Source organism: Streptomyces sp. NPDC059398 (assembly GCF_042751845.1).
Classification (GTDB): Bacteria; Actinomycetota; Actinomycetes; order Streptomycetales; family Streptomycetaceae; genus Streptomyces.
Genome location: NZ_JBHYWP010000001.1, coordinates 193,124 through 207,441, shown reverse-complemented (window position 1 = coordinate 207,441; position 14,318 = coordinate 193,124). Strand labels below are relative to the sequence as shown.

The 14,318-nt window shown below is 72.2% G+C and carries 9 protein-coding genes and 1 CRISPR repeat array; of the genes, 5 read left to right on the top strand and 4 right to left on the bottom strand.

The features are described 5' to 3' along the window. A complete protein-coding gene (cas1e, locus tag ACFXBC_RS00950) occupies positions 1–948 on the top strand; it encodes a type I-E CRISPR-associated endonuclease Cas1e (RefSeq protein WP_385016927.1) in 948 nt (315 codons plus the stop codon). After that, on the top strand, positions 945–1,307 hold the full coding sequence (gene cas2e / locus ACFXBC_RS00945; RefSeq protein ID WP_385016924.1) for a type I-E CRISPR-associated endoribonuclease Cas2e: 363 nt from the start codon (positions 945–947) through the stop codon (positions 1,305–1,307). The genes cas1e and cas2e overlap by 4 nt, the downstream gene beginning before the upstream one ends. A gap of 116 nt (positions 1,308–1,423) precedes the next feature. Beyond that, a CRISPR array of direct repeats spans positions 1,424–1,757; the repeat unit is 29 nt; unit sequence GTCTTCCCCGCGCCTGCGGGGGTGGTCCC. A gap of 165 nt (positions 1,758–1,922) precedes the next feature. On the opposite strand, the gene ACFXBC_RS00940 is transcribed toward cas2e, so the two are convergent. Then, the gene (locus ACFXBC_RS00940; protein ID WP_385016922.1) at positions 1,923–2,504 is read right to left on the bottom strand and encodes a hypothetical protein; all 582 of its coding nucleotides are present in this window, start codon (positions 2,502–2,504) and stop codon (positions 1,923–1,925) included. A 235-nt stretch (positions 2,505–2,739) separates the two neighbouring features. Between ACFXBC_RS00940 and ACFXBC_RS00935 the strand changes: the two genes are divergently transcribed. Continuing rightward, positions 2,740–4,221, top strand: coding sequence for a hypothetical protein (locus ACFXBC_RS00935; RefSeq protein WP_385016919.1), 1,482 nt, complete (start codon positions 2,740–2,742; stop codon positions 4,219–4,221). 69 nt (positions 4,222–4,290) lie between these two features. Here the strand turns inward: ACFXBC_RS00935 and ACFXBC_RS00930 are convergent, their stop codons facing one another. Then, on the bottom strand, positions 4,291–5,505 hold the full coding sequence (locus ACFXBC_RS00930; protein ID WP_385016916.1) for a low temperature requirement protein A: 1,215 nt from the start codon (positions 5,503–5,505) through the stop codon (positions 4,291–4,293). A gap of 125 nt (positions 5,506–5,630) precedes the next feature. Beyond that, positions 5,631–6,614: an Ig-like domain-containing protein gene (locus tag ACFXBC_RS00925; protein ID WP_385017085.1), complete on the bottom strand. Its 984-nt coding sequence runs from the start codon at positions 6,612–6,614 to the stop codon at positions 5,631–5,633. A 313-nt stretch (positions 6,615–6,927) separates the two neighbouring features. On the opposite strand from ACFXBC_RS00925, the gene ACFXBC_RS00920 reads away from it, so the two are divergent. Both ACFXBC_RS00920 and ACFXBC_RS00915 read left to right on the top strand, forming a co-directional pair. After that, the gene (locus tag ACFXBC_RS00920) at positions 6,928–10,989 is read left to right on the top strand and encodes an amino acid adenylation domain-containing protein (RefSeq protein WP_385016913.1); all 4,062 of its coding nucleotides are present in this window, start codon (positions 6,928–6,930) and stop codon (positions 10,987–10,989) included. Positions 10,990–11,080: 91 nt separating this feature from the next. Continuing rightward, positions 11,081–11,431 (top strand): hypothetical protein, encoded by a 351-nt coding sequence (locus tag ACFXBC_RS00915; protein WP_385016910.1) that lies wholly within the window; start codon positions 11,081–11,083, stop codon positions 11,429–11,431. Positions 11,432–11,788: 357 nt separating this feature from the next. Here the strand turns inward: ACFXBC_RS00915 and ACFXBC_RS00910 are convergent, their stop codons facing one another. Next, positions 11,789–14,167: an ATP-binding protein gene (locus ACFXBC_RS00910; RefSeq protein WP_385016907.1), complete on the bottom strand. Its 2,379-nt coding sequence runs from the start codon at positions 14,165–14,167 to the stop codon at positions 11,789–11,791. Between the last annotated feature and the right edge of the window lie 151 nt (positions 14,168–14,318).

Here is a 14,318-nt window from a genome sequence, read left to right as displayed (position 1 = left end):
ATGAGCACCGTAAGCCGGCGAGGCGCGTCCACACCCCGTGAACTGCCGCGGGTGGGAGACCGTATGTCCTTCATCTACCTGGAGCGCTGCGCTGTCCACCGCGAGGACAATGCAATCACCGCGACCGACGCCAACGGGGTGACACACATCCCCTCGGCAACGATCGGCACGCTCCTTCTCGGCCCCGGCACGCGGGTGACCCATCAAGCCATGTCCGTACTCGGCGAGTGCGGCGCCTCCGTGGCCTGGGTGGGCGAGCACGGCGTACGCTTCTACGCCGGCGGACGAGCCCTGACACGCTCCTCCGCCCTCGCGGAGGCACACACCACGGCCTGGGCCAACCGCCGCACCCGCCTCGACGTGGCCCGGTCCATGTACAAGCTGCGGTTTCCCGGCGAGGACACCACCGGCCGCACACGGCAAGACCTCCTGGGCATGGAAGGCCGGCGCCTCAAGGAGTGCTACCGCCGTGAATCTGCCCGCACCGGAGTCCCCTGGCTGCGCCGGGAGTACAACCGGGACGACTTCTCCGCCGGAGATGCTCCCAACCAGGGCGTCACCGCCGCCGCCCAGTGCATGTACGGCATCGCCCATGCCGTCGTCTCAGCCCTTGGCTGCTCACCGGCCCTGGGCTTTGTCCATTCGGGGCATGAGCGTTCATTCGTTCTGGACGTGGCCGATCTGTACAAGACCGACGTCGCGATCCCGGCTGCATTCGACGCAGCCGCAGAGGGCGAACTCGATGTCGCCTCACGCACTCGCAGAGCCCTCCGCGACCGCATCAACCAGACTGGCCTACTCGATCGCTGCGTCAAGGACATCAAGAATCTGCTCGGTTACGACGGAACCCGTGACACGACGGACAACCAGGACCGGGTGACTCTCCAATCCGATGGAAACCGTACCGTTGAGGGCGGCCGCAACCACGGTGACGAGTCAATCTGGTGACCGTCATCGTCCTTGCCAGCTGCCCAGCAGGGCTGCGGGGTCTCCTCACCCGCTGGTTGCTGGAGATCTCCCCCGGTGTCTTTCTCGGCGCCCCGACCGCACGCGTCCGCGACATCCTCTGGGACGAAGTCCGTCAGTACTCGGGCAAAGGCAGAGCACTACTCGCCTACCAGACCAACAACGAACAGGGCTTCACCTTCAAGACCCATGACCACGCCTGGCACCCCACAGACCACGAGGGCGTTACGCTGATCCACCGGCCCGCCCCAGGATCCCGCACCCCTGAATCGAAGCCCGCCACGCCACCCGCACAAGGCTGGAGCAAGGCCGCGAAACGACGCCGATTCGGAAGCCGGTAAGCCAGAAGCCAGCTATCGGAGCCATCCAAAAGAGACCAGTTTGGATCAGAATGCCCGACCTTGAAGAAGTAAGTAAAAACAGTAGTCTCGCGCTGTAAATCCGCTGGTCACGGACTGTCTTCCCCGCGCCTGCGGGGGTGGTCCCATCGGTTCGCGGTGCCGTGGGGTGATGCAGTAGTCTTCCCCGCGCCTGCGGGGGTGGTCCCTCGGGCTCGGGGCTGGGGACCAGGTGGTGGGGGTCTTCCCCGCGCCTGCGGGGGTGGTCCCCTGGTGTCCGGCACCCGAAGCGGCTCGTTCGAGTCTTCCCCGCGCCTGCGGGGGTGGTCCCTGCGCGCTACCGTCAGTCGCATGGGTAAAGAAGTCTTCCCCGCGCCTGCGGGGGTGGTCCCTGGCCGTACGCGGCCCGCCTCATCAAGGAGAAGTCTTCCCCGCGCCTGCGGGGGTGTTACCTCATTAAGGCCGCGGCAGCGCAGCGTTCCAGACCTCCTGGCGCCCGGCGGTGCGACATCTGGTGACGGGTCTCGCGAGGCCCCCCGACGAGGCAGCCGGGTAGGTGATACCCCGGCTGCCCGCGTGCGTACGGGCTGTCAGCAGTCCTCCACGGACCGCCGGTGGTCAGGGCATGTCGGCGCGGAACTTCTTCGTGAGGTCGGCGCCCCGGATCACCCCGCCCTGGTGGTACTTGAGTCCCCATGCGTCGATCACGGACCCGTCCGCGAACATGCATGCTCCCCTGACCTGATCGGTGCTCGTCGCTCCCTTCGGGCCCCAACCGCCCGCGTCAGTGGGCCTGTTGCCGAACATGGCGGTGCCATTGATGCCCTGGCAGTAGGCGACGGCGGGGTTGCCGGGGCTGGAAGGGCCGGCCGGCTTGCGTACGTAGGCGAGGGCGGCGAGAGTCGGCTTCTTCGCGGCGAGCGAGTCGGCGGAGATCATGATCTCTGTCTTCTTCGTCGTGTCCTTGAACACGCACATCTCGCGTTCCCCGCCCAGTGGACTGAGCTTGCCGCCCGAAGTGACGTAGTAGGGAACACGTGTGACGTCGTGCCCGCCCTGGTGCTCGCACCAACGGGCAGCGGAGACAGTGTGTCCCGTGGTTCTGGCGGGTGCGTCGGACGAGTCGGCGGCCTGGGCCGCTGCGGCGCTGCCCGAGATGAGCAGGAGGACACCGGCGGCGAGGGCGTGCGAGCGCTTCATGGGTTACTCCCGGGGGCTGTGGTGTGGTGGGGCGGCGCTCATCCTGTGCGGTCGGCTCCCCCGTGGGCAACGCGGTGCACCGGAATGACGGGACCCTGCTCCGACACCCCGCCTGCCTGGGGCGCACGACGGCGGGATTCGGCCAGTAACAACCGCGTAACCCCGCATGGCCTCCCGTCCGCGGCCATGGACACATGGGCAGGCCCGGGGCCGGCGCGGCTAGGGTGACGGATTTATGGGGCTGCTGCGTATCCGTCTGCTGGGTGGGTTCGACGCCACACGCGAGGGAGCGGTGCCACAGCCCCTCGCCCACTGGCCACGGCCGGGGGCCCGCACCCTGGTGAAGCTGCTCGCCGTGACGCCGGGGCACCAGTTGCACCGTGAGGACGTGATGGCGGTGTGCTGGCCGCACGCGGAACTCCCCTCGGCCCTGCGCAGTCTGCGCGTCGCCCTGCACGCCGCACGGCACGCGCTGGAGCCCGAACTCGCGCCCCGGGCCGCCTCGTCCTATCTCGTCGCCGACGGCCCGCTGCTGCGCCTCGCGCCCGACACGGTCCGGGTCGATGTCGACACGGCCGGGCTGCTGGCCCGGCGCGCGCGGGAGGCGGGCGAGGTTCCCGCACTGCGGGCCGCCGCGTGGGCGTGCGCGGGCGAGGTACTCCCCGAGGACCGCTACGCCGCCTGGGCCGAGCCGTGCCGTGAGCGGATGGCGGAGCTGCGCGGCCAGGTGGCCGCCGCGCTGGCGGCGCGGACGGGCGGCGGCGGGCATCAGGCAGACGACACCGCGCGCATCCGGCTGGACTGGGCGCTGGCGCTGGACCGTTCGGGCCGCTACGCGGACGCGGTGCGTGTCCTGCGCGAGGCCCTGGAGCTGTACGCGGGGCAGGGACGCCGGGACGACTGCGTACGGGTCGCCGCGCGGCTCGCCGAGGCGCTGGCGCGCACGGGCGGCGAGGGGCCCGCGCATGCCGTGACCGTACTCCGTACGCACGCTCCGGAAGACCGTACGCCACCTCTCGCACGGGCCGCGCACCACATGGCCACCGCCAGGGTTCTGGCGTACACCGGTGACTACGCCGAGGGGCTGGTGTCCGCGCGGGAGGCCGAGCGCTGTGCTGACCAGGCGGCGCCGCGGCCCACCGGCGCCGATGCGGGCGGGAGCGGGGAGGCGGTGGCGCTGCGCGTGCGCGCGCTCGCCCAGCAGGCCGTGTGCAGCGGCCTGTTGGGGGATATGGTGCACGCCGGTGTGGTGGCGGAACGCGCGCGGGTGCTGGCAGAGGAGTCGGGCGATACGGCGCTGCTCGCGCATGTCCTGTCCGTGTCACGGGAGAACGCCCGCCGTACGGGCCGTCCGCGCGAGGCGCTGCGCCACGGGGCGCGGGCCCTGGCCCTCGCCGAGCAGGGCGGGCGCCCGACCGCGACCTCCTTCGAGCGCGCGAACCTGGCGGAGCTGCATCTGATGCTGGGTGAGCGGGAGGAGGCCGGGCGGCTGGCACGGGCGGCGGTTTCCGTGGCCGAGCCGTTCGGCGGGACGGCCCTGGCGTTCGCGCTCGCCGCCCTGGCCTCGGTGCGTGCGGAGACCGCCGACGGCGAGGGGCCGGCAGCGCTGCTGGACCGGGCCGAACGCTGCGCCCGGGACGGCGGACATCTCCAGGCACTGGAGAAGGTACACGCCGTACGTGCGGCGTGTGGGATACCGGCCGCCGGCCCCGTGTGACCCCTGACCCCGCGTGACCCGTGACTCGGGGCCGGCGGCGGGCACGGGCGCCGGGCTCCCGGCAGCGCGTCAGACGACGGCGCCCGTCTCATCCGGCGTCCGGTGCGCCAGCGTGATGCCCACAGCGACGGTGACCGCGACGACGAGACCGGCCAGCGGCACCGCCCAGTGACCGGCGAAGGTGGTCGCGAGCACCAGCGGCACGCTGACCGGGAGGACCGCCTGCTGGGCCGCGCCCCGTTTGAAATGGCGCGTGTGCAGCAGCGAGACCGTGAGCAGGAAGAGCGCGGTGGGCACGGTGGCCGCCGCCGCTGCCGCGACCGCCGGGATGTCCGTGTGGCCGGTCACCTGCTCGACGGCGACCTCGATGCCCGAGCCGATCGCGGCGGCCGACGCGAAGACCAGGTAGTGGCCGTAACCCCAGAGGAACGGCCGCCGGTTGGAGGCCAGATGCTCGTGGATGGGCACCGCGAAGTAGATCCAGTACGCGCCGAAGACGATGACGAGACCGCCCGCGGCGATCGGCAGCAGTTCACCGAGCGCGGCCGACTCGTCCAGCGCCGACTGCACCGCGACCGTGGCGGCGGCCACGGTCTCCCCGAGCACGATGATGGTGAAGAGCCCGTAACGCTCGGCGATGTGGTGCGGATGCCACCGGGTGCGCCGGTGGCGCTCGGCGAACGCCGGGACCGCCAGCTCGGCCACGACCATGGGCAGGAAGCCCCACTTCCACGCCGCCTGGGGCAGCAGCAGAAGGACGACCCAGCCGGCCTGGACGACCACGAGCCCGGCCGCGTACCGCAGGGCCGTGGTCCTGGCGCCGCCCGTCTCGCCGCGCGCCGCCCGGATCCACTGGAGCGTCAGTACGACCCGCATGATCAGGTAACCGACGATCGCGACCGCGTAGTCGGCGTGCTCGAAGGCGCGTGGGACCCCGGCGGCGAGGACCAGCACCCCGGCGATCTGGACCAGGGTGGCGACCCGGTAGAGCACGTCGTCCGTGTCGTACGCGGACGCGAACCAGGAGAAGTTGACCCAGGCCCACCAGATCGCGAAGAACACCGTCAGATAGCCGGCGATGCCGTGCCCCGGGTGTCCTTCGGCAAGGGCGTGCACCAGATGCCTGCCCGCCTGGGACACCGCGACCACGAAGCACAGATCGAAGAAGAGCTCCAGCGGGGTGGAGGCCCGGTGTGCCTCGCCGGGGTCCCTGGGCCGCATCCGGGCCCCCGGGAGCGGGAGCCCGCCGTGCCCCGCCCCGGACGCCGCCGTCTCTTCGCTCATCAGCGCGCCACTCCTCCGCTCGGCCCCGGCCCGGTGCCGGGCCCCTCAGCACCTCACCATGGCGCAGATCGCGGCGCGGCGCACAATCGGCGCCCCGGGGCCGGGGCGGAGTCCGGGCGGCCGGGTCAGCCGGTGGCCGTCGTCTGCTGCCCGGTGGCGCTGTCCTTCAGCCACTGGTCCCAGGAGAGGTTGAAGTCGGCGTAGCCGTTGTCACCGGCGGCCTTGCCGCGCGGGGAGCCGGTGATGGTGATCGGGTCGCCCTGCTTGACGAAGTCGTAGAACCACTTGGAGTCGGCGAGCGACAGATGCACACAGCCGTGCGAGCCGTAGCTGTGGCCCGGGTAGGGGTCGCCGGTCGAGTAGTGGATGTACGTGCCCGAGTTGGTGAGGTGCACATCCCACGGCAGCGTCAGGTCGTAGAAGTCGGGGCTGCCCTTGGTGCAGCTGATGCCGACGCTGCACGAGGTCATGTGGACCTTCTTGGCCTTGTCCATCACGGCCATCGTGCCGTCCCAGGAGGGGAAGCTGGGGCTGCCCGCGTCGATCGGGAGGGTGCGGACCGTCTTGCCGTCGCGCGTCACCTTCATCGAGTGGCCGGGGACCGAAGCGGTGGCCTCGACGTCGTCACCGATGGTGAACTTGTGCTGGTAATTGTGCGTACCGTAACGGCCGTTGCCGTTGCCGACGTCCTCCAGGTCCGCGTCCAGCGTCACCTTGGTGCCGGGGTGCCAGTACTTCTCGGGCCGCCAGTCGGCGCGGGTGCTGCTGAACCAGTGCCAGGCACCGGCGACCGGCTCGGACGCGGTGACCTTGAGGTGCTTCTCGACCTTCGCACGGGCCGAAGTGGCCACCGGATTGGTGAAGACCACCGAGATCGGCATCGCGACGCCGACGGTCGTACCGGTCTTGGGGGCGATCGTCTCAAGGAGCATGGGCGGGCCCGACGGGTGGGTCGGTGACGGGTGCGCGCTCGCCGACGCCTTGGCCGAAGCGCCGTTCGCCGAGTCGCCCGACGCGGAGGCCGAGGCGTTGCCCCCACAGGCGCTCGTGCCCGCCAGCACCGCGCTGACCAGCAGTGCGATTCCTATGCTGCCCTTGACCCGGCCCATGCTCATGCTCCGCTCACATCACTTCCCGCTGGACACAACACATCTAGAGACATCTGTACGGGGAGCGCGGTTGCAGCCCTTCTCGTAAAGCGCAGGCCAAGTCTTGGTACGGGACGGGGGCCTGCGGGCCGCCCGGCGCGCGGCCCGTTCTGGAACACCCGTCCCAAAGAGTTTCGCCCCGGACCAATACACCTGTCCGGTGACGCTCGTTGGCCCTGATGGCCCGTAGAGACCAAGCACCCGTAGACACCAAGCACCCGTAGACACACAAGCACCTGCAGAGACCAAGCACCTGCGTCAGGAGACGGCACGCATGAACAGGAAGTCCGGCAGCCGGAACGGTCGCTTGCCGCTGACCGCCGCACAGACGGGGATGTGGTTCTCCCAGGAGCTGGACGCGGAGAACCCCAACTACCGCGCGGCCGAGTTCGTCGAGATCCGGGGCCCGCTCGACCTCGCGCTGCTGGAGGAGTCCCTGAGCGTGGCCGTCGGCGAGACGGAGGCGCTGCGGGCCGGGTTCGGGACCGACGACGAGGGCCGCATCTGGCAGCACATCGGACCGGCGCCGCGGTGGCGGCTGCCGCTGGTGGATCTGCGCGGCGCCGACGACCCGTGGAGCGCGGCGCACGCCTGGATGTGGGAGGACATGCGGTGCCCGCTGGACCTCGGGCACCCTCCGCTCTTCACCTTCGCGGTGCTCAGGACCGCCGACGACTGCTTCCTGCTCTACATCAGCGTGCACCACATCGCGCTCGACGGTTACGGCTTCTCGCTCTTCATCCAGCGGGTGGCCGGGCTCTACTCCGCGCTGGAGTCCGGCGGGCCCCCGCCCGGCTCCTCCTGGGGTTCGCTGGAGGAACTGCTGGCCGACGAGGCCGCGTACCTCGCGTCGGAGCGGTTCGCCGCGGACCGGGAGTACTGGGCCACGCAGCTCGCCGGCCGCCCCATGGCGCCCAAGGCGTCGGGCCGGCTGCTGAAGTCCGTCCCGCCCCGCTTCGTGCGGGAGAGCGGCCCGGTCGGCGCCCCGGCGGCCGCCGGGCTGCGGGCGCTGGCCCGGCGGGCGAGGACCGGTCTGCCGTCGGTCGCGATGGCGGCGCTGGCGCTGTATGTGCACCGGCTGAGCGGGCAGGACGAGGTCTCACTCGATCTGACGGTGACCGGCCGCACCGGAGCGGTGGCCCGTACGGTCCCGGTGATGCTGGCCAACGTGCTCCCGCTGGCGGTACGCCCCGAGCCGGGCGCGACCGTCTCCGAACTGGTGCGCCACACCGCACGGCAGGCGCGTGGGCTGCTGCGCCACCAGCGCTACCCGGCGCCGTACCTCGTCAAGGACCTCGGCGGGGTCCCGGCCGACGGGTATCTGGGCGACTGGGGGATCAACATCATGGGATACGACCCTCAGCTGACGTTCGGCCGGCACCCGGCCGTCCTGCACAACCTCTCCAACGGCCCGGTGACCGGGCTCGGCGTGAATGTGTACGACCGTCCCGCGGACGGCTCGCTGCGGATCGACTTCAACGCGGATCCCGCCCTGTACGGCGCGGAGGTCACGGCAGCCCACCACCGCCGGTTCCTCGGGCTGCTCGACACGCTCGCCACGGCGGACCCGGACCGGCCCTTCGCGGAGATCGGGCTGCTCTCCGCCGACGAGCGGCACCTGGTGGTGCACGGCTGGAACGGGACCGCCCGCCCGGTGCCCGCCGCCACCCTGACGACGATGTTCGAGGACCGTGCCCGCCGTGCGCCGGAGGCGACCGCCGTGGTGTGCGGCGCCGGCTCCCTCTCGTACGGTGAACTGAACCGGCGCGCCAACCGGCTGGCCCGGCTGCTGATCTCGCGCGGTGCGGGCCCCGAGACCTTCGTCGCGCTGGCGCTGCCGCGCACCGCCGACTACCCGGTCGCGCTGCTGGCCGTGCTCAAGGCGGGTGCGGCATGTGTGCCGGTGGACCCGGAGCACCCCGCCGAGCGCATCCGGTACCTGCTCGCCGACGCGGGACCGCTCTGCGTCATCACCACGACCGCCTGCGCCCCGGCGCTGCCCGCCACCGTGCCCGCGCTGCTGATCGACTGCCCCTCCACCGTCGGCGCACTGGCCACCGGGCCGGACGGCGATCCCCGCGACAGCGACCGCCGCGCCCCGCTGCTGGCGCACCACCCGGCGTATGTGAGCTATACGTCGGGATCGACCGGGGCGCCCAAGGGCGTCGTGGTCGAGCACCGCTCGCTGAGCAACCTGTGCGCCGACCACCACAGCGAACTGATCGCCCCTGCGGCCGAGTCGGCGGGCCGGCCGCTGCGGTCCGCGCTGACCGCGACCTTCACGTTCGACACCGCGTGGGAGGGTCCGCTCTTCCTGGCGGCGGGCCAGGAGCTCCATGTGATCGAGGATGCCGTACGGCTCGATCCGGCGGCGCTGGTCCAGTACGTGGACCGGTACGGGATCGACTTCCTGGACGTCACCCCCTCCTATCTGCACCAGCTGATCGCCGCCGGTCTGCTCACCGGCGGCGGGCACCGGCCCCGGCTGCTCATGGTCGGCGGCGAGCCGCTGGACGAGGCGCTGTGGCGGACGCTGCGGGAGTGCCGGGACACAGTCGCCTACAACTACTACGGGCCGACGGAGTGCACCGTCGACGCCGTGTACTGCCGGCTGGACGCTGAGGGCGATCTGCCGGTCATCGGGCGGCCGGGGCACAACGTCCGCGCCTATGTGCTGGACCCCGCGGGTAACCCGGTACCGCCCGGGGTGCCCGGCGAACTGCATCTGGCCGGCGCGCAGGTGGCCCGCGGCTACCTCAACCGGCCCGGACTGACGGCCGAACGTTTCCTCGCTGATCCGTTCGGTGCCCCGGGCGGCCGGATGTACCGGACCGGCGATCTGGTGCGGTGGACCGACGGGGGCTCGCTGGAGTATCTGGGGCGCACCGACGACCAGGTCACGCTGCGGGGGCTGCGGATCGAGCCCGGTGAGATCGAGGCGGTGCTCGCCCGCCATCCGGGGGTGGCCCGCGCGGCGGTCGCGGTACGCGAGTCCGCGCAGGGGGAGCCGGTCCTCGCCGCGTATGTGGTGCCCGCGGGCCGGCCGGGGCCGCGGGCGGTCCCGGGGCCGAGGATCGTGGCCTGCGGCGAGCCGGGCCCCGCGGCGGAGCCGGACCCCGCCGCGCTGCGGGCCTGGGCGACGGAGCGGCTGCCCGGGTACCTGGTCCCCGCCTCGTACCTGCTGCTCGGCACGTTGCCGCTCACCCCGCACGGCAAGCTCGACCGGGCCGCGCTCCCGGCGCCGGAGTCGGTGGCCGAGCGGACGGGGAGGCCCGCCCGCAGCGCGCAGGAGAAGACGCTCTGCGCGCTCTTCACCGAGGTGCTGGGCGTCGGTGATGTCAGCATCGACGACGACTTCTTCGCGCTGGGCGGGTACTCGCTGCTGGCCGCCCGGCTCACCGGCCGCATCCGCTCTTCGCTGGGCACCGCCCTCTCCATCGGTGCGGTCTTCGAGGCGCCGACGGTGGCGGGACTGGCCCGGCTGCTCGACGGCGGCGCGGCGCAGGACCCCTTCGCGATGCTGCTGCCACTGCGTACCGGCGGATCCCGGCCGCCGCTCTTCTGTGTCCATCCGGCGGGGGGCCTGAGCTGGTGCTATGCGGGCCTGCCCCGCCATCTCCCGGCCGACCTGCCGGTGTACGGGCTACAGGCGCGGGGGCTCTCCGGGCCGGGAGAACTGCCCGTGTCCTTCGAGGAGATGGTCGCCGGTTATGTGGCGCACATCCGCTCCGTACAGCCGTCCGGTCCCTACCACCTGCTGGGCTGGTCCCTGGGCGGTGCGCTGTCGCACGCGGTCGCGGTACGCCTCCAGGACCAGGGTGAGCGGGTGGCCCTGCTCGCCATGCTGGACTCCCGCCCCATCGACCCGCGCAGCCGGCTGCGGTCGCTGCCGGACGACCGCGCGGCCCTCGCCCTGCTCCTGGAAGCGGCCGGGCACACCCCGCAGGGCCCCGGCCTCTCGGCGCTCACCGCCACCGAGGTCGCCGCGATCCTCAGCGGCGACGGCGGGAACGGGCGCCCTGCACCGCTCGCCGAGCATCCCGGTCTCGCCGAGCACCATGTGGCGGCGATGACGTCGGTCCTCACCAACTCGGTCCGGCTCCAGCCGACTTTCGTGGAGGGCGTGTTCGAAGGTGATGTGCTGTACTTCCATGCCACCCAGGGAAAGTCGGCGCAGGCCCTCACCGGGGAGGCGTGGCGGCCCTGGGTGACCGGCCGGATCGAGTCGTACGACATCGCGTGCACCCATCACGCGATGACCCAGGCGGCGCCGCTCGCACACATCGGGCGATCCCTCAGCCGCCACCTCGACGCCGCACAAGCGTCCTCCGTCTGACCGGGCGCAGGGCACGGCGCGGCGCCGGAAACCGTTCCCGGGAGGCCCCCGCGGAGACATCACCACGACGGAATCGGACACACTCAGAGGTATGAGCACCCCGGAGAGAGAACCATTCGACGACGAACGCGTGGGTACCAGGTACCGCGCCGAAGTGGAGGCGGCCTGCCGGAAGGTGGAGGGCACGGCCGCTCCTGACGCGCAGACGGACCTCTCACGCGGAGTACTGACCGGCTACCGGTGGGCCCTGGGCCGGGCGGACGCGGCCCCGGCCACCGGCATCACCGGCGGCGCCCCTGACCTCGGGCGGCTGACCGCCGAGGTGGACGCGGTGACCGTACAGCTGGAGGACGCGGTGCAGCGCGGTGTCACGGACGACTACGCGCGCGGGCTGTACGACGCGCTGTCCTGGATCTGCGGCCAGAGCGACCGGCGCCCCTGACGGGCGGCGCGGTGCGCGGCGGCGACCGTGCACGGTTGGCGCGGTGCGCGGGCGGCGCGACGCACGGGCGGCGCGGTGCGCGAACAGCGCGGTGCACGGGCGGCTCCGTGAACGGACGGCACCATGCGCGGACGGACGGCACCATGCACGGCCGTCGCGCGGTGAACGGGCGTCACTCCGGGGCAGAGGTGGTGCTCCGGGCCGTCCGTGTGGCATCCCGTGAGGATGCGGGTGCGGCTGATACGGGGCGCCGGACCGGGTCGGTCCGGTGCCCCGGACGTATCCGGTTCTCCCCGGCGGGCTGGTGCCGCATGCAGCGCCGGTGCCGCGTGCAGGGCCGGTGCCCGCTCCGGCCGGCTACTCCGCCTGCGGAGCCGCTTCCGTGGCCGGAGCGGGAGCGGCCCCGATCTCCCCGGCCGGCCCGGCCAGCGCCGCGATCTGCGCGCGCGACGAGAAGCCCAGCTTGGCCAGGATGTGTTCGACGTGGGCGTCGGCCGTGCGCTTGGAGATCACCAGCTGTTCGGAGATCTCCCGGTTGGTGAGCCCTTCGGAGACCAGCGCGGCGACCTGCCGCTCCCGGCGGGTCAGCATGCCGCCCGGAGCCGAGCCACGCTGCCCGGGGAGCGTGGCGGCCGGGGTGTCCGCGTCCATGAGGGCCAGCTCCACCGCCCGGTCCAGCGTCAGTTCGGCGCCCAGCGCGAAGAGCCGGGCGAACTCGGTCTCCCCCAGTTCGGCGCGGACCGCGCTCTCCACCCGTGCGTGGTCGTCGAGGTACACCGCGGCCCCCATCATCGGGGAGCCGACCTTGCGCCACAGCGCCTCGGCGGCGCCCAGCAGCCAGGCCGCCCTGCTGGGGCTGGCCAGGTCGGCGGCGGCCCAGGCCAGCAGCTCCAGGCTGTTCGCGGCGCCGAACATCTCGCGGACCTCGCGGCTGCGCTGCAGGCCGGAGCGGGCCAGTGCGACACACTCCGCGGGCTCGCCCCGGCCCCAGGCCGCGATGGCCTCGATGACCAGGATCTGCCCCTTGATGATGCATTCGCCGCTCTCGTCCCCGAGCAGCAGCAGCGCCTTCTCGCACTCCTCCACCGCGGCAGCCGAGTCGCGCAGCACCGCGTGCATATAGCCCTTCTGGTAGTGGAAGACGACCAGCCCCAGCCGGTCGTTGATGCGGTGCTGGCGGGCCAGTGCTTCGTCGAGCAGCCGCTGTCCTGTCTCGGGGTCGCCGAGCAGCCAGCGGACCCCGCCCGTGTACCCGGTGGCGAAGGCGAGGTCCAGCTCCGATCCCGCCAGTCCCGCCACCTCGCGGGTCGCCTCGAATCCGGCGAGTGCCGGTTCGAGATCCCCCTGCGCCAGGGCGAGCAGGCTGCGCCAGAGCATCGCGAGCGCGCGTTCACGGCAGGGCTCGGGGTCGGCGTCGATGCCCTTGCCCAGCCAGTAGCGGCCCTCCTTGGACAGCCCGGCCGTCACCCAGAACGGCCAGAGCCTGGCCGCCATCTCCAGGCCGGGCCTGATGCCGTCCGGCCGGGAGAGCGAGTAGTCGAGTGCGCTGCGCAGATCAGCGATGTCCCGGTACAACTCCCAGTAGAGCGTGACCTGTTCGGAGGTGAGCACCGTCTCGTAGAAGTGCTGGACCCGGGCCAGGTAGTGGGTGCGGTGGCGGGCCCGGCAGCGTTCCTGCTCGTCGCCCAGAGCGGCGCAGCGGTCCGCCCCGTACTCCCGGATGGTGTCGAGCAGCCGGTAGCGGGAGCCGTCGTCGCCCTCCCGCAGGACCACCGACTTGTCGACCAGACCGATGAGGTGTTCGAGGATCTCGTCGCGCGGCAGGCCGGCGCCCGAGCAGACCTCTTCGACGGCCGTCAGATCGAACGGCCCGGCGAACACCGACAGCCGTGCCCAGAGCAGCCGTTCGTCGGCCGAACACAGGTCGTGGCTCCAGTCGATCGCGGTGCGCAGCGTCTGGTGGCGGGGCAGCGCGGCGCTGCGGCGCCCACCGGTGAGCACCTTGAACCGGCGTTCGAGCCGGGCGGTCAGCTGGTCGAGCGGGATGGCCCTGAGCCGTACGGTGGCCAGCTCGATGGCGAGCGGGATGCCGTCCAGGCGGCGGCAGAGCGCGAGTACGTCCTGGTGGTTGCCCGCGTGGACACGGAAGCCGGGCACCACGGCCGCCGCGCGCTGCTCGAAGAGCGTCGTCGCGTCGTCGTACGCCAGCGGTGGTACGTGCAGCGTGTGCTCACCCGGGACGTCGAGCGGCTGACGGCTGGTGGCGAGCACCGTCACACCCGGGGCCTCGCGCAGCAGCAGATCGGCGAGGAACGCACAGGCGTCGAGGTGGTGTTCGCAGGTGTCCAGGACGAGCAGCAGCGCGCGCTCCCGTAGGTGCTCCATCACGACGTCGAGCAGCATCCGCCCGGACTGCTCGGCCAGCCCCAGCGCGGCGGCCACGGCCTGGGGCAGCAGTTCGGGGTCGTGCAGCGAGGAGAGTTCGGCCAGGACGACGCCGTCCGGGTAGTTCGCCCCGAGGGTGAGTGCGGCGCGCAGGGCCAGTCGGCTCTTGCCCACCCCGCCGGGGCCGACGAGGGTCACCAGCCTGGCCCGCGCCGCCAGTTCACGGATCCGGTCGAGCTCGGCCGAGCGTCCGACGAACCCGGTGACTTCCAGGGGCAGTTCCCCGGTGCGCCGGCTGTATCCGAGTGCCATGCCGCCCCCGCCGCGCTCGCTGGACTTCTCCGCGTACACCGCTTCTCCGCGTACGCCACGTCTCCGGTGTGGGGGGGCCCCCCCGGGCCCGCCCCCCAAACGGCGGGGGAACACCCCTGGTGTTGAACCAGGAGGGCGGGAGCACAACCCGGCCAGCCCACCCGCCCGGGCCCGTGGACTAAAGCCGAGA

What these genes read in the sequence shown, in the direction of transcription:
- ACFXBC_RS00940 (WP_385016922.1), bottom strand. Translation starts at nt 2,504, where the DNA reads ATGAAGCGCTCGCACGCCCTCGCCGCCGGTGTCCTCCTGCTCATCTCG.
- ACFXBC_RS00915 (WP_385016910.1), top strand. Translation starts at nt 11,081, where the DNA reads ATGAGCACCCCGGAGAGAGAACCATTCGACGACGAACGCGTGGGTACC.
- ACFXBC_RS00930 (WP_385016916.1), bottom strand. Translation starts at nt 5,505, where the DNA reads ATGAGCGAAGAGACGGCGGCGTCCGGGGCGGGGCACGGCGGGCTCCCG.
- ACFXBC_RS00925 (WP_385017085.1), bottom strand. Translation starts at nt 6,614, where the DNA reads ATGGGCCGGGTCAAGGGCAGCATAGGAATCGCACTGCTGGTCAGCGCG.
- ACFXBC_RS00920 (WP_385016913.1), top strand. Translation starts at nt 6,928, where the DNA reads ATGAACAGGAAGTCCGGCAGCCGGAACGGTCGCTTGCCGCTGACCGCC.
- cas1e (WP_385016927.1), top strand. Translation starts at nt 1, where the DNA reads ATGAGCACCGTAAGCCGGCGAGGCGCGTCCACACCCCGTGAACTGCCG.
- ACFXBC_RS00935 (WP_385016919.1), top strand. Translation starts at nt 2,740, where the DNA reads ATGGGGCTGCTGCGTATCCGTCTGCTGGGTGGGTTCGACGCCACACGC.